15 protein-coding genes are annotated in these 15,024 nt (G+C 62.4%); 11 read left to right on the top strand and 4 right to left on the bottom strand.

Translation table 11 applies throughout. The features are described 5' to 3' along the window. The first annotated feature begins 67 nt into the window (after nucleotides 1-67). Nucleotides 68-682, top strand: a complete 615-nt coding sequence (locus BM275_RS11375) for a DUF4823 domain-containing protein (protein WP_014820884.1) — start codon at nucleotides 68-70, stop codon at nucleotides 680-682. A gap of 55 nt (nucleotides 683-737) precedes the next feature. Then, entirely contained in the window at nucleotides 738-1,307 is a 570-nt protein-coding gene (locus BM275_RS11370; protein ID WP_041014472.1) for a DUF1285 domain-containing protein, read from the top strand. 62 nt (nucleotides 1,308-1,369) lie between these two features. On the opposite strand, the gene BM275_RS11365 is transcribed toward BM275_RS11370, so the two are convergent. Beyond that, on the bottom strand, nucleotides 1,370-3,025 hold the full coding sequence (locus tag BM275_RS11365; RefSeq protein WP_090521243.1) for an electron transfer flavoprotein-ubiquinone oxidoreductase: 1,656 nt from the start codon (nucleotides 3,023-3,025) through the stop codon (nucleotides 1,370-1,372). A gap of 330 nt (nucleotides 3,026-3,355) precedes the next feature. On the opposite strand from BM275_RS11365, the gene BM275_RS11360 reads away from it, so the two are divergent. The 7 genes from BM275_RS11360 (at nucleotide 3,356) to BM275_RS11330 (ending at nucleotide 9,241) form a co-directional block, all read left to right on the top strand. Further along, nucleotides 3,356-4,105 (top strand): electron transfer flavoprotein subunit beta/FixA family protein, encoded by a 750-nt coding sequence (locus BM275_RS11360; protein WP_041014470.1) that lies wholly within the window; start codon nucleotides 3,356-3,358, stop codon nucleotides 4,103-4,105. After that, nucleotides 4,106-5,035 carry an electron transfer flavoprotein subunit alpha/FixB family protein gene (locus BM275_RS11355; RefSeq protein ID WP_090521241.1) on the top strand — a complete coding sequence of 310 codons (930 nt, stop codon included), beginning with the start codon at nucleotides 4,106-4,108 and terminating at the stop codon, nucleotides 5,033-5,035. A 126-nt stretch (nucleotides 5,036-5,161) separates the two neighbouring features. After that, nucleotides 5,162-5,986: a substrate-binding periplasmic protein gene (locus tag BM275_RS11350; protein ID WP_090521238.1), complete on the top strand. Its 825-nt coding sequence runs from the start codon at nucleotides 5,162-5,164 to the stop codon at nucleotides 5,984-5,986. 8 nt (nucleotides 5,987-5,994) lie between these two features. Next, nucleotides 5,995-6,351, top strand: a complete 357-nt coding sequence (locus BM275_RS11345; RefSeq protein ID WP_041207346.1) for a DUF4398 domain-containing protein — start codon at nucleotides 5,995-5,997, stop codon at nucleotides 6,349-6,351. After that, nucleotides 6,348-7,145 carry an OmpA family protein gene (locus BM275_RS11340; protein ID WP_090521237.1) on the top strand — a complete coding sequence of 266 codons (798 nt, stop codon included), beginning with the start codon at nucleotides 6,348-6,350 and terminating at the stop codon, nucleotides 7,143-7,145. Before BM275_RS11345 ends, BM275_RS11340 begins: the two co-directional genes overlap by 4 nt. Before the next feature lie 110 nt (nucleotides 7,146-7,255). After that, a complete protein-coding gene (locus tag BM275_RS11335) occupies nucleotides 7,256-8,686 on the top strand; it encodes an aminotransferase-like domain-containing protein (RefSeq protein WP_090521231.1) in 1,431 nt (476 codons plus the stop codon). A gap of 33 nt (nucleotides 8,687-8,719) precedes the next feature. Further along, a complete protein-coding gene (locus BM275_RS11330; RefSeq protein WP_090521229.1) occupies nucleotides 8,720-9,241 on the top strand; it encodes a hypothetical protein in 522 nt (173 codons plus the stop codon). Nucleotides 9,242-9,268: 27 nt separating this feature from the next. On the opposite strand, the gene BM275_RS11325 is transcribed toward BM275_RS11330, so the two are convergent. After that, nucleotides 9,269-11,833 carry a bifunctional diguanylate cyclase/phosphodiesterase gene (locus BM275_RS11325; RefSeq protein WP_090521227.1) on the bottom strand — a complete coding sequence of 855 codons (2,565 nt, stop codon included), beginning with the start codon at nucleotides 11,831-11,833 and terminating at the stop codon, nucleotides 9,269-9,271. Between the two features lie 122 nt (nucleotides 11,834-11,955). Next, entirely contained in the window at nucleotides 11,956-12,123 is a 168-nt protein-coding gene (locus BM275_RS11320) for a DUF2897 family protein (RefSeq protein ID WP_014820873.1), read from the bottom strand. Nucleotides 12,124-12,289: 166 nt separating this feature from the next. Between BM275_RS11320 and pyrF the strand changes: the two genes are divergently transcribed. Next, nucleotides 12,290-12,985, top strand: coding sequence for an orotidine-5'-phosphate decarboxylase (pyrF, locus tag BM275_RS11315; RefSeq protein ID WP_041014464.1), 696 nt, complete (start codon nucleotides 12,290-12,292; stop codon nucleotides 12,983-12,985). Between the two features lie 51 nt (nucleotides 12,986-13,036). Here the strand turns inward: pyrF and BM275_RS11310 are convergent, their stop codons facing one another. Further along, a complete protein-coding gene (locus BM275_RS11310; RefSeq protein ID WP_023446695.1) occupies nucleotides 13,037-14,041 on the bottom strand; it encodes an NADP-dependent oxidoreductase in 1,005 nt (334 codons plus the stop codon). Nucleotides 14,042-14,258: 217 nt separating this feature from the next. Here BM275_RS11310 and BM275_RS11305 point away from each other — a divergent pair, with 217 nt between their 5' ends. Next, complete coding sequence (locus tag BM275_RS11305; RefSeq protein WP_090521225.1) at nucleotides 14,259-15,020, top strand: SDR family oxidoreductase; 762 nt, start codon at nucleotides 14,259-14,261, stop codon at nucleotides 15,018-15,020. Nucleotides 15,021-15,024 lie beyond the last annotated feature (4 nt).

Below are 15,024 nucleotides of genomic sequence, written 5' to 3'. Positions count from 1 at the left end.
TGGCGTGGATGCTGCATTTGCTGTCGAATCGTCGGTTTTTCGTCGCCGGCCCTATGAGGTGAGTTCCATGCGATTTCTGTTACTGGCAGTGCCTGGCTTGCTTGCATTGCTCATGCTTTCTGGCTGCATGAAGGTCAGCGACATGGCGGAGGGTACCCGTTATCACCTTCGCGATGCCGGAATTCTGGATCACAGCGAAACCCGTCGTTCCAACTCCTGGCGCCTGCAGCCGGACTCATTCATCTATATCGCGCAGGGACATTTCGTGCCGCCCGGAGACGCATACCCGCGGCCGAACGTCGTGGCCGAAGAGGCCTTCAGCGGGTTTGTCGAGTACTTCCCAATGGTTCGTCGAGCACGTGGCCCGCTCGGGCTCGAGGAGGCAATGGCCGAAGCGTCGGCAATGGGCGCGCATTATCTGCTGTATCTGCGGTTTGCCGCGGCTGATGATCGCATCGGCAGTTTCGACGAGCTGAACGATCAGCGCGCACTGGATCGCCTTGGTGTCGATTCCGGCGTGGTGCAGTTGATGCTGGTGGAAACCGGAACTCGCTATCTGGTCGATACCGCTCGCATTCGTAATCGTGGCGGCGTGCTCGGCATCTACGATGCCAAGCCGGAGCAACTCTTGCGTCCGCCACTGCAGGACTATGCTCGTCGGTTGTTGGGCCTGTCACGTTGAGCGATGTGGCAGTATCGGGAACAGGCGATTACCTCATTCAATCGAGGAGGACCGAATGACCGATACAGGCAAGGCTGGGGATCTGCTTGCGCAGCTGTCCGCTGGCGGGAAGAAGAAAGGGTTGCCGCCGGTGCATCTGTGGAACCCTCCGTTCTGTGGCGATCTGGACATGCGCATCGCGCGCGACGGGACCTGGCACTATCAGGGTTCGCCGATCGGGCGGCCGGCAATGGTGCGTTTGTTTTCCACGGTGATTCGCCGCGACGGCGACGACTACTTCTTGGTGACACCGGTAGAGAAGGTCGGTATCCAGGTCGAAGATGCGCCTTTCGTTGCGGTCCGGCTGGAAGTCAGTGGCGAGGGTGAGACGCAAAGCCTGCGCTTTATCACCAATGTCGAGGACGAGGTCGAGGCTGGTGAAGAGCACCCTTTGCGCGTTGTCACCGACCCGCAAACGCAGGAGCCGGCGCCATATGTGCATGTGCGTGCCAACCTCGAGGCACTGATTCATCGCAATGTGTTTTATGAGCTTGTGGAGCTGGCGGTGCCCGGCAAGGTAGATGGCAAGGATTACCTCGGTGTGTGGAGTGGCGGGACGTTCTTCCCGATTGGCGCCGCTGAGTAGTGCGCCGGCTGTTTCGTTACCCATGATCAAAAAAGGCTCCCGAGGGAGCCTTTTTGATGGTCTTACATGTTGGGGTAGTTCGGCCCGCCGGTACCTTCGGGCGCGACCCAGGTGATGTTCTGCGCCGGGTCCTTGATATCGCAGGTCTTGCAGTGCACGCAGTTCTGCGCGTTGATCTGGAAGCGCTTGCTGCCATCGTCGTTGCTCACGACCTCGTAAACGCCGGCCGGGCAGTAACGCTGTGCCGGCTCGTCGTACATCGGCAGGTTCTTTTCGATCGGAATGCTCGGGTCGGTCAGTTTCAAGTGAACCGGCTGCTCTTCCTCGTGGTTGGTATTGGAGAGGAATACCGAGGAGAGCTTGTCGAAGCTCAGCTTGCCGTCCGGCTTGGGGTAGTCGATTTTCTTCGACTCTGCAGCCGTCTTGAGGCAGGCGTAGTCCGGCTTGGTGTCGTGCAGGGTGAAGGGGATCTTGCCACCGAAGATGTTCTGATCGATGAAGTTGAACGCGCCGCCCTTGATTGCGCCCCACTTGTGAATGGCAGCGCCGAAGTTGCGGCTCTTGTATAGCTCGTCGTACAGCCAGCTGGACTTGAAGCCCTCTTCGTACGCGGTCAGCTCGTCGCCACCTTCGCGTCCGGCCAGCAGTGCGTCCGCAGCGGCTTCGGCAGCCAGCATGCCGGACTTCATCGCCGTGTGGCTGCCTTTGATCTTGGCGAAGTTAAGGGTGCCGGCGTCGCAGCCGATCAGTGCACCACCGTTGAATACCATCTTCGGCAGGCAGTTGATGCCGCCCTTGGCGATCGCACGTGCGCCATAGGAAACGCGCTTGCCGCCTTCCAGATACTGCTTGATCACCGGATGGTGCTTGTAGCGCTGGAATTCGTCGAACGGCGACAGATACGGGTTGCTGTACGACAGGTCGACGATCAGGCCGACGACCACCTGGTTGTTTTCCAGGTGATAAAGGAAGGAACCACCGGTGTTTTCGTCGTTCAGCGGCCAGCCTGCGGTGTGCACGACCAGTCCCTGCTCATGCTTGGCCGGGTCGATGTCCCACAGTTCCTTGATGCCGATGGCGTAGTGCTGCGGGTCGACGTTGGCGTTGAGCTGGAAACGGTTGATCAGCTGCTTGCCGATATGACCGCGGCAGCCTTCGGCGAACAGCGTGTACTTGGCGCGCAGCTCCATGCCTGGCGTGTACATGCCTTCCTTCGGATTGCCTTCGCGGTCGACGCCAAGGTCACCGGTGACGATACCGCGCACGATGCCGTTCTCGTCGATCAGCGCTTCCTGAGCGGCGAAGCCCGGGTAGATCTCGACACCCAGGTTCTCGGCCTGCTGGGCCAGCCAGCGGCACAGGTTGCCGAGGGAAATGATGTAGTTGCCTTCGTTGTGCATGGTCTTGGGGACCAGTGCATTGGGCAGCTTGCTGGCGGCTTCGGCGGTCTTGAGCAGGTAGATGTCGTCACGCTTGACCGGCGTGTTGAGCGGGGCGCCGAGCTCTTTCCACTCAGGGAACAGCTCATTCAGTGCGCGCGGCTCGAAGACTGCGCCGGATAGAATATGGGCGCCTACTTCGGAGCCTTTCTCAACGACGCATACACTGATTTCCTGACCAGCGTCGGCGGCTTTCTGCTTCAGGCGGCAGGCTGCGGATAGGCCTGCAGGGCCGGCGCCGACGATGACAACGTCGAATTCCATGTATTCGCGTTCCATTGGGCTTTCTCCTACTCAGGGCTTGGTTGTTATATAAGTGGTGGAGGGCTGTGATCGGTCCCTGACCGAGCCGGGCCGGCGCATTATATATAGACGCTCGAATCGGTCCAATACAAACGTTTGTTTGAATTTTCTGGAAGCCTGTTAGAATCGCCCGAACCGCGTCGTTATGACGGGTCATATGCGTTGTTGACCCCGTCCGCGGCCTGCGGTCAAGATACGGACGGTTTGCACTCGCCGAACAGGGCAGCGGCTATCAAAACCCAAGCCACGAGCAAGGCTCGGTTCGCCTCGGCGGAATTCTATTCACCGGAGAGTAACGAGGAATCCATGAAGGTTCTTGTAGCTGTCAAACGAGTGGTCGATTACAACGTCAAGGTTCGCGTCAAGGCGGACAATTCGGGCGTTGACCTCGCCAACGTCAAGATGTCGATGAACCCCTTCTGCGAAATTGCCGTGGAAGAAGCCGTACGCCTGAAAGAGAAGGGCGTGGCGAGCGAAATCGTTGTCGTCTCCATCGGCCCGACCGCTGCCCAGGAGCAGCTGCGCACCGCGCTGGCGCTGGGCGCCGACCGCGCCGTGCTGGTCGAGTCCAACGACGAACTGAACTCCCTGGCTGTCGCCAAGCTGCTCAAGGCCGTGGTCGACAAGGAGCAGCCGCAGCTGGTCATTCTCGGCAAGCAGGCGATCGACAGCGACAACAACCAGACCGGGCAGATGCTCGGTGCGCTGACCGGCTATGCCCAGGGCACCTTCGCCTCCAAGGTAGAAGTGGCTGGCGACAAGGTCAACGTGACCCGCGAAATCGACGGCGGCCTGCAGACCGTCGCGCTCAGCCTGCCGGCGATCGTCACCACCGACCTGCGTCTGAACGAGCCGCGCTACGCGTCGCTGCCGAACATCATGAAGGCCAAGAAGAAGCCGCTGGAGACGCTGACCCCGGATGCACTGGGCGTCACCACCACGTCTACCGTGAAGACCCTGAAAGTCGAAGCGCCGGCTGCTCGCAGCGCCGGTATCAAGGTCAAGTCCGTGGCTGAACTGGTCGAGAAACTGAAGAACGAGGCGAAGGTAATCTAAATGACTATCCTGGTTATCGCTGAACACAATAATGCCGTCCTCGCGGCCGCTACCCTGAACACCGTCGCCGCCGCCAAAGCCATCGGTGGCGACATCCACGTACTGGTTGCCGGCAGCGGCTGCGGTGCCATCGGCGAAGCAGCCGCGCAGATCGAAGGCGTAGCCAAGGTACTGGTCGCTGACGACGCGGCTTACGCCAACCAGCTGCCGGAGAACGTCGCGCCGCTGATCGCTGGTCTGGCCAAGAACTACAGCCATGTACTGGCCGCTGCCACCACCAACGGCAAGAACTTCCTGCCACGCGTTGCCGCTCAACTGGATGTCGATCAGATCTCCGAGATCATCGCGGTTGAAAGCGCCGATACCTTCAAGCGCCCGATCTATGCCGGTAACGCCATCGCTACCGTGCAGTCCAGCGCTGCCATCAAGGTCATCACCGTACGTGCCACCGGCTTCGATGCCGTGAATGCCACCGGCGGCTCGGCTGCGGTCGAGCGGATTTCCGGGACTGGCGATGCCGGCAAGTCGGCTTTCGTTGGTGAAGAGCTGGCCAAGTCGGATCGTCCCGAGCTGACCGCTGCCAAGATCGTCGTTTCCGGCGGTCGCGGCATGCAGAATGGCGAGAACTTCAAGCACCTGTATTCGCTGGCCGACAAGCTCGGCGCGGCTGTTGGCGCCTCCCGTGCCGCGGTCGATGCCGGTTTCGTGCCGAACGACATGCAGGTTGGTCAGACCGGCAAGATCGTCGCACCGCAGCTGTACATCGCGGTGGGTATCTCCGGCGCCATCCAGCACCTGGCGGGTATGAAGGACTCCAAGGTGATCGTCGCGATCAACAAGGACGAGGAAGCGCCGATCTTCCAGGTTGCCGACTACGGCCTGGTGGGCGATCTGTTCGAGATCGTGCCGGAGCTGGAAAAGCTCGTCTGAAGCTGATTGCTGTTGAAGAAACCCGCTCATGTAGCGGGTTTTTTCATGGGCGATGGGCGGGTTCGCCGGTGTACCATCGGCGAACTTCGATCAGCATCAGTTAACTCGCGCAATAAGGGGATCTTCATGCGTTTCGCTTTTCCGTTGAAATTGGCCATGGTCGCGCTGGTGTTGGCAACGCCATTCACGGCAGCGGCAGCGGGGAAGTGCGACCGTCTGGTGGCGACTGGCGCAGCGGACAACCCTCCCTTTCTCTGGCGCGATCCGCAGAACCCGAAGCGTCTGATCGGGGCCAATGCGGACCTGCTCGGGCAGATCGCCGACTCGCTCGATCTGAAACTGGACCTGCTTTACACCGGTGACCGAACCAAAGCGCTCGAAGAGGTGCGCAGTGGCCGGGTCGACGTACTGGCCGATGCGACACTGACGGTGCAGCGACTCGAAGAACTGGATTTCGTCCACCCGGCCATCCTGCAATTGCAGACCGTCGCCTGGGTACGCAATGAGCCCGGCTTCTTCTATGCCAGCCGTGAAGATCTGGGAGGCCACACCGGCTTGATCGCTGGCACCAGCCGCTTCGGTAGCGAGTTCGACGCCTTCGCGAAAAAACACCTGCAATTGCAGCCGGTCGCCGACCTCGCTCAGGGGCTGAAGCGGATCGTGGCGGGCAATGGCGACTACTTGCTGCATGAGCGGTACAGTGCAGTCGCGGCGGCTGATGCATTGGGGCTGCTGGACAAGGTGCAGCGTCTCGAACCTCCAGTGGTAGGCCGGGATATGCACCTGGCCATTTCGCACGACTCCGCCTGCAATGATCCCTGGCTGCGCGGACAACTGGCGCGGAAGATGACAGAATTGCGCGCCGCCGGTGTGCCTGAGCAACTGGTGGCGCACAACCTGACCGTCTGGAAGAACCAGCAGTCAGAGCGGGCAAAGGCTTCGAAAAAGTAGGACTCGCCGTGTTGAAAAGACTTTTCGCCAGCCCATTTCTGGTCCTGGTTTTCCTGACTGGCTGTGCCAGTGATCCCGCCCCGACAGAACAACTGCGCCTGAGCTCGCAGGCCTTGGCGCAGGCACGCTCCGTAGGCGCAACTGATGCGTACGAGGAGCTGGTGCTGGCCGAAAGCAAGTTGAGCAAGGCCCAGGAGGCACTCGAGGCAGGTGATAATCGCAAAGCCCGGCTGCTGGGCGAGCAAGCGGAGCTGGATGCTCGTCTGGCGGAGAGCAGGGTTCTGAAGGACAAGCGCGAGGCGCAGATCGACGATCTGAATCGTCGCATTCAGCGGCTACGGCAGTTGCTGGGGGAGGCCAGGTGAGAAGTGGATTTGCGATAGCCCTGGCTGGGCTGATACTGGCTGGTTGCTCGACGCCGCAGACCGAGCTCGAATTGAACCGCGCATCTGCGGCGCTGCAACGCATTCAGGCAGACAGTATGGTCCAGCGCAGCGCGCCGAAGGATGTTCAGCGTGCGCTCGAGACGCAGCAACGCGCCGAGCGTTTCAACCAGTACTGGGGGGGCGCCGCCGACGCCCGGCATTACGCCTACCTGAGTCAGCGTTACAGCGAAATCGCCGCGAGGCAGGGTGAGCTTCTGCAGCATCAGGAACAGGTCGCGCGCCTGGAGATGGAGCGCGACCGGTTGCGGCGCATGCTGCAGGACGCCAGGTTGATGACCGCCGAGCAACAGGGTCGCTGGCTGGAAGACCAGATGATGAGCCTGGCTGCCAGCGAAACCGATCGCGGCATGGTCATGACGCTGGGCGACGTGCTGTTTCGTGCCGGCAGTGCCGAGCTCAGCCACACGGCCAATCGCACCCTGCTCAAGCTGGTGCATTTCCTCCAGCTCAATCCGCAGCGCAAGATTCGCATCGAGGGGTATAGCGACAGCCGCGGCGATGCCCAGGAGAATCTCGCGCTGTCGCAGGCGCGGGCGCAAACGGTGGCGGATCTGCTGATCAATCTTGGCGTCGCTGCCGAGCGGGTAGAGGTGCGCGGCTATGGTGAGCGCTTTCCGTTGGCCGAGAACGCCTCGGCCCGCGGTCGCGCGCAGAACCGTCGCGTTGAGATCCTGTTCTCCGACGCGGAAGGCAATCTCGGTCCCGACCGTTAGTCGCGCGGCCATCTGAGCAGACTGTTTCGCCTAGACGTGACCTAACTGTATTGGTCTGGGTCTCCAGCAGTGCGCTACTGTTACGGTTCAGTTGGCAGGAGACCGGCGAGATGACCAATCTGTTGCTCTATCAGCGCATTGCCCAGCAGCTTGCCGAAGATATTCGGCGCGGCGTATATCGCCCCGGTGAGCGCGTGCCGTCGGTACGCAAGATGAGCCGACAGCTGAGTGTCAGCCACGCCACGGTGTTGCAGGCGTACGCCAATCTCGAAGATCAGGGCATGATCCGTGCGCGCCCGCAGTCCGGCTTCTACGTCCACCAGACGCCCGTACTCACTGCGCCGACGCCGGATATTGCCCAGGTCGAGCGGCCGAAACTGGTCACCCGCAGCAGCATCATCAATCAGGTGCTCAGCGAGTCGCGCCGTGAGGGGCTGATTCCGCTGGGCGCGGCCGTGCCGCATGTGGATTATCTGCCGGTGCGGGCGTTGCACCAGCAGTTGGCCAAGGTCACGCGGTTTCACAGCCCTCGGGCATTCAGCTACATGTTCAGCCCGGGCTACGAGCCTCTGCGCCGCCAGGTGGCGATTCGCATGCGCGATGCCGGTGTGGTGGTGGATTCGAGCGAGATCGTCATCACCCACGGCTGCGTCGACGCGCTGCAGATGTCACTGCGGGTCCTGACCAAGCCGGGCGATCTCATCGCCGCCGAGTCGCCGACCTATTACGGATTGCTGCAACTGGCCGATCTGCTCGGACTGAAGGTCATCGAGATCCCCAGCGACCCGGATACCGGAATGAGCCTTGAGGCGCTGCAGCTTGCGGCAGGGCAGTGGCCGATCAAGGCCCTGGTGCTGACCGCGCGCCTGAGCAATCCGCTGGGCGTGAGCATACCTGACCACCGCCAGAAGCAGCTGCTGAGCCTGGCGGCGCGTTTCGACATCCAGATCGTCGAGGACGATATCTATGGCGAGCTGATGTTCGATCAGGGCCAGTACAAGGCGCTCAAGTCCAATGATCGGGACGGCCGTGTCATCTACTGTTCCAGCTTTTCCAAGACGCTTTCGCCAGGGGTGCGGATCGGTTGGGTCATCGCCGGGCGCCATCAGGCCGAGATCGAACGCCTGCAGACCTTCAGCACCCATTCGGCGTGCAGTGTCACTCAGATGGGTGTGGCGGCTTATCTGGAGAACGGGGGATACGATCGACACCTGCGTGCCATCCGCCAGGAGTACCGCAAGAATCTCAGCGCGTTTCAGCTGGCGGTACAGCGCTACTTCCCGGAAGGCACACAGATGACGCGCCCCAAGGGCAACTTCATCCTCTGGGTCAGCCTGCCGGTGCGGGTCAATACCCAGGACCTGCACGTCAGGGCGCTGGAGCGGGGGATCAGCATCGCGCCGGGACTCATCTTCAGCAACACTGAACAATTCAACCACTGCATTCGTCTCAACTGTGGGCTGCCCTGGAATAACGAGACCGAGCGGGCGCTGCGGACACTCGGGCAGCTGGCTTCGGAACTGTGCCGGGATGCCCAGTAGCGCCCCAAACCTGCCGCTGTAAGGAGCGATCGGATGCGAAGGCCGCTGTTGTTATTGCTGTCGTTGGCCTTGCTGGGGGGATGCGGGGACGACGAATCGACCTCATCGCGTGCGCCCGCGCCGGTCGAGCAGCCCTCGGAACCGGAGAGTATCGTCGAGCAGGAAGAGGTGCCGCCTGATCTCGATATTGAGCTGGCGCCAATCGAAGAAACGTCCGATGCCGAGCCGCCGGAAGTGGAGATCAGCCTGCCCGAACCCGTTCCCGAGGTAGAGGCACCTGCCCCGGCGCCGCAGCCATCGACGGCCAAGCGCTCCACGCCGCCGTCAGCGAAGGTCGAACTGCCCGAGCCGGAACTCGATCTGCGCTTGCCCGAGGAACTGCTCGAGGAGCTGGCGCCAGGGCCGGGTGATGAATCGATGCGGCTGTTACCGCCGCTTTTCGAGGGTGGCGGGCCGTCGCGATCGATGCAGATCGGCGGCCGGCTGATTTCCGGCGAGGCAGAAGACGAGGAACTCATCGAGGGCGCGGAGATTCGCCTCGAATTCAAGCGCTGAGGTGCATGCGTTCCCCGGCCCTGCGCTTTAGTCCCTGGCTGGCAGCTGCGATAGCAGCCGCTGCAGTTCATCGGCCGGCATCGGGTGGCTCATGTGGAAGCCTTGCACCTCGGTGCAGCCGTCGTCTTTCAGCAGCCGCAGCTGTTCCTCGGTTTCCACGCCCTCGGCCGTCACGCGCATCTGCAGGCCGCGGCCCAGTTCGATCAAGGCGCGTACGATCGAATGATCTTCCATCGACTGCCCGATACCGGCTACGAAGCTGTTGTCGATCTTTATCACATCGAAGGGGTAGTGGCGCAGGCTGGTCAGCGACGAGTAGCCCGTGCCGAAGTCATCCACGGCCAGGTGCACGCCGAGCGCCTTGACCCGCTTGAGCTGGTCCAGCGTGCCCTGCGTTTCCCGTAGCAGTGCACTCTCGGTAACCTCCAGTTCCAGCCGCTCCCCTGGCAGGCCGTTCTCGCCGAGCGCATGGGCTATCTCATCGAGCAGCCGATCATCATGCAGCTGCAATGGCGAGAGGTTGACCGAGACGACCGTATCGCCTGGCCAGCGGGTCGCCTGGCTGCAGGCCTGATGCAGCACCCAGCGCCCGAGCGGAATGATCAGCCCGGTTTCTTCGGCCAGTGGAATGAACTGCTCCGGCTGTAGCAGCCCGCGCTCGGGGTGATTCCAGCGCACCAGTGCCTCGGCGCCGATGATTTGCATGCCCTGGCTCAGGTAGCGCGGCTGGTAGTACACCTCCAGCTGCTGCTCGGCAAGCGCGACGCGCAGTTCCTCTTCCCGCTGGAGCCGCTCGTGCAGCCGCTGATCCATCTCCCGGCCATAGGCACGCCAGGTTCCCCGGCCTGCTTCCTTTGCCTGGTAGAGCGCAATGTCGGCGCAACGCAGCAGTTCGTTGGCCTGGTTGGCATCGTCGGGCGCCAGGGCGACGCCGATGCTGGCGCCGATATTGATCTGCTGGTCTTCGTAGACAAAGGGCGCGCTGAGGGCCTCGATGATGCGGTTGCAGAGACGGTCGATATCGGTGTCTTCGCTCATCCGGTGGAGCGCGACGACGAACTCGTCACCGCCCAGCCGCGCCACGAGGTCGCCGTCGCGGGTGTGTTGGCGCAGGCGGGATGCCACGCCGATCAGTACTTCGTCGCCAGCGGCGTGACCGAGGGTGTCATTCACCGGTTTGAAGCGGTCCAGGTCGATGTAGAGCAGTGTCAGTGCCGAGCCGCTACGAAGCGTCGCCAGATTCTGATCCAGGTAGTCGCACAGCCGGCTGCGGTTGGGCAGGCCGGTCAGGGCATCGTGCTGAGAGAGATACTGAACGCGAGCCTGCGCCTTGGTTTCCTCGGTGATGTCGCTGGCGGTGCCGCGATAGCCGACCAGCTTGTCGTCCTGATGGATGGCGCGGGCAGCCAGCCGGCAGAAACGCTCGCAGCCATCGGCGGCACGATAGCTGCTGCGCAGTGGCGCGACCTGTGGTGCCTGGAGCCAGTTCTGCAGCACGGCACTGTCGCTGATCAGCAGTTCGAGCAACGGGCGGCCCAGCCACTGGCTGGATTCGTGTCCGGTGATCTGGCGAAAGCGATTGGAAAGGAAGGTCAGCCGAGCTTGCGCGTCGGTTTCCCAGATCCAATCGGAAGCGGCCTCGGCGACATCGCGAAACCGCTCCTCGCTTTCCGCCAGCGCGCTGCGACTGGCGGCCAGCCTTGCATAGCTGATGTCGAGCAAGTGCAGGCTGCGCAAGGCATGGCGAATGAGCAACCAGGCGAGCAGCCCCAGCCCCAGGGCCACGGCCGCGAGGATTGGCAGGGTAACCCACAGCAGCAGGCGCCCCGGCTGCGCCGGCGTCCAGGTGAGCTGGATGGTCGAGCCATTCTCCAGAGGCCGCTCGATGCGCGGATCATCGGTTGGCGTTGAGTCTGGAGCCAGGCGCAGATGCTCGATCGCATACTGCTCACCGATCTCCGCCAGCCGCTCGGCGTCCAGCAGGTCGACGAACAACAGAATCGACGCCGGCCCTTCGTCCTCGTCGATATCCGTACCACCGGTGGTCAGCGCGGCTGCGGCGACCAGCGCCGGCTGACCGTCAGCCCAGAGCAGGGCGGAGACGCCCGATTCCTCCTCGACAGCTTCCCGGGCCCGCGCCAGCAGTTGCGGTAAACCGTGGAGAAACTCGAAACCGTCGATTGTCTGGAGTTCGCCGCGAACTACGGAATAGGCCGTATCGCCTGCCGGAGAGATGACCAGCACGACCTCGTAGTCGAAGTCCTTGTACAAGGATGGGCCGAGATTGGCCTGGGTATAAGCCCAGTCGAGGTCGACCTGCCTGTTGAGATGCATGTAGGCGTCGCCCCAGAACGCATAGTCGACGATGGAGCGGTTCATCCAGTCGTGCTGTGCCTGCAGCGCCTTGCCTACGAGGAAGTGGCTTTGCTGCAGTGCATCCTGATCGATTCTCCGGGCAATGTGGATGAGTGCGGCAGCGGCCACAATGAGGGCGATGACCAGTACGGCGACCATGCCAGGAAGAATGCGGCGAGCGAAAATCGAGGCGGCCTTCGGTTTTACCGGGCCATCGTCGGGAAGGAGAGTTTGCATGAGGGGATTCCTGCCAGCACTGCATTGGATCGCGGCAATGGCGGCATGGTGCCACTACCGCTCGGCAAAATCATCGTAAATTGCGCGGACCACTGGCTCGAGCGACTGCGTTCTATCGACTTTTAGCGGTCGCGGGAGTCCTGCGCGTCCGCCTCGGCATTGCGTTGAGCGATGCGTTTTTTCTGTTCTTCGGTCAGGGGAATCTTCTTTGCCGTCGAGCGCAGCATCAGCAGGCTACCGACGATCGAGCCCAGCGCGACGAGCAGAATAAGCCAGAAATACCAGGGCATGTTTTTCCTCCGGGCGGTTGGGCGACAGTGACGAGCCGCACTCTACGTGGCTGCGTCAGGGTGGTCACTATCGGCGTTGCGATAGCTATTCTGACCCCTCAGGGAGGCTTTCGTCGCGCGCGGTGTTTTCTGCGACAATGCGCGCCGACTTTTCCGAGGACGTGTCATGACCTGCCAGACTCCGATTATCGTAGCGCTCGATTTTCCCTCCCGTGATGCTGCTTTGGCATTGGCGCGCCAGCTCGATCCGCGGCTTTGCCGGGTCAAGGTCGGCAAGGAGCTGTTCACGCGTTGCGGTCCGGCGGTGGTCGAGGCATTGCAGGGAATGGGCTTCGAGGTGTTTCTCGACCTCAAGTTTCACGATATTCCCAACACCACCGCGATGGCGGTGAAGGCCGCTGCCGAGCTGGGCGTGTGGATGGTCAACGTGCACTGCTCCGGCGGTCTGCGGATGATGGCGGCCTGCCGTGACACGCTTTCTGGTATGGCCGGACCCACGCCGCTGCTGATTGGTGTCACCGTGCTGACCAGCATGGAGCAGGACGATCTCGCTGGCATCGGTCTGGATATCGCACCGCAGGAGCAGGTGCTGCGGCTGGCCGGGCTGGCTGCGCAGGCTGGGCTGGATGGACTGGTCTGTTCAGCGCAGGAGGCAGTTCCGCTCAAGGCGCAGTTCCCGGCGCTACAGCTGGTCACACCGGGTATTCGTCCGGCCGGCAGTGCGCAGGACGATCAGCGCCGCATCCTGACTCCGGCCCAGGCCATGGCTGCAGGCTCCGATTATCTGGTGATCGGCCGGCCGATCGCGCAGGCAGCCGATCCAGCGCAAGCGCTGGCAGCCGTGGTGGCCGAGCTGGCATGACGAAAAAAGGCTGGGCCTCACGGCTCAGCCTTTTTCGCAGCGGGCAGTTGCTCAGCTGACCTTGAGCACCAGCTTGCCGAAGTTGCCGCCGGTGAACAGCTTCATCAGCGTGTCCGGGAAGGTCTGCAGTCCCTCGATGATGTCTTCCTTGCTCTTGAGCTGGCCGCTCGCGAGCCATTCGGCCATGTCGCGCATCGCCTCGGGATAGCGAGTGACATAGTCAGTCACCACCATGCCTTCCATTCGCGCGCGGTTGACCAGCAGCGAAAGGTAGTTGGACGGGCCCTTCACCGCCTCCTTGTTGTTGTACTGGCTGATGGCGCCGCAGATCACCACTCGCGCGCCGACGCTGATGCGCTGCAGCACCGTATCCAGGATGTCGCCGCCGACGTTGTCGAAGAACACGTCCACGCCTTTCGGGCATTCACGCTTCAAGCCCGCTGCCAAGTCTTCATTCTTGTAATCGATGGCGCCGTCGAAACCGAGTTTCTCGGTCAGGAAGCGGCACTTGTCCGCGCCGCCGGCGATACCCACCACGCGACACCCCTTGATCTTGGCGATCTGCCCGGCAACGCTGCCGACCGCACCGGCGGCGCCGGAGATCACCACGGTCTCGCCGGCCTTGGGCTGGCCAACCGCAAGCAGCGCGAAGTAGGCGGTCATGCCGGTCATGCCCAGCGCGGACAGGTAACGCGGCAGCGGAGCCTGTTGCGGGTCGACCTTGTAGAAACCCTTCGGCTCGCCGAGGTAGTACGCCTGCACGCCCAGCGCGCCGTTTACATAGTCGCCTTCCTTGTAGTCAGGATGCTGCGAGGCGATCACCTTGCCGACGCCGAGAGCGCGCATTACTTCGCCGATGCCCACCGGCGGAATGTAGGACTTGGCGTCGTTCATCCAGCCGCGCATGGCCGGGTCGATGGACAGGTATTCGACCTTGACCAGAATCTGATTGGGGCCAGGCTCGCTCACCGGCTTCTCGACGTAGTCGAAGGTCTCCCGGGTCGGCGCACCGATCGGCCGCTGGGCTAGCAGGAATTGCTGGTTGAGCAGGGTCATGGAATAAGCCTCGTGTTTGCGAAAGGTTTGGTTTAGCCCGGCCAGCGCCGCGCCGCAAGCTACGTCAGCAGGCTGGAATGAACGGGCATCCAGTTCGGTGATATGACCGTGCCGGCAGTTAAATGCGCGAGCGCATAGCGGTATAAGTTCGACCGGGAAGCCTTGCGCGGTCATTTTGCGGGCGCAAGGTGAGTCGAATTCTTCGGGAAGAACAATCATGAGCATGACATTCTCCGGGCAGGTTGCCCTGGTTACCGGCGCAGCAGCAGGAATCGGTCGCGCCACCGCGCAGGCGTTCGCCGAGCAGGGCCTCAAGGTGGTGCTGGCCGACATCGACGAAGTGGGGATTCGCGATGGCGCAGAAAGCATTCGTGCTGCTGGCGGCCAGGCGATCGCCGTGCGCTGCGACGTCACGCGCGATGCGGAGGTCAAGGCGCTCATTGAGCAGACGCTGGCGCAGTACGGGCGGCTCGACTATGCCTTCAACAATGCCGGCATCGAGATCGAGCAGGGACGCCTGGCCGAAGGCAGCGAGGCGGAGTTCGACGCGATCATGGGCGTCAACGTCAAGGGCGTCTGGCTGTGCATGAAGCACCAGCTGCCGGTCATGCTGGCGCAGGGTGGTGGCGCCATCGTCAACACCGCGTCCGTTGCGGGTCTCGGTGCTGCGCCGAAGATGAGCATCTACGCGGCATCCAAGCATGCGGTGATCGGCCTGACCAAGTCGGCAGCGATCGAGTACGCCAAGAAGCAGATTCGCGTGAATGCGGTGTGCCCGGCGGTGATCGACACCGACATGTTCCGCCGTGCCTACGAGGCCGACCCGCGCAAGGCGGAGTTCGCTGCGGCCATGCACCCAGTCGGGCGCATCGGCAAGGTCGAAGAGATTGCCGCCGCGGTGCTGTACCTGTGCAGCGACAGCGCCGCCTTCACTACCGGTCATGCGCTGGCGGTAGATGGCGGGGCGACGGCGATCTGACGGC

Source organism: Stutzerimonas kunmingensis (assembly GCF_900114065.1).
GTDB classification, from domain to species: domain Bacteria; phylum Pseudomonadota; class Gammaproteobacteria; order Pseudomonadales; family Pseudomonadaceae; genus Stutzerimonas; species Stutzerimonas kunmingensis.
Note: the sequence above shows the minus strand (reverse complement) of the source record. Positions and strands in the feature narration are given on the sequence as shown.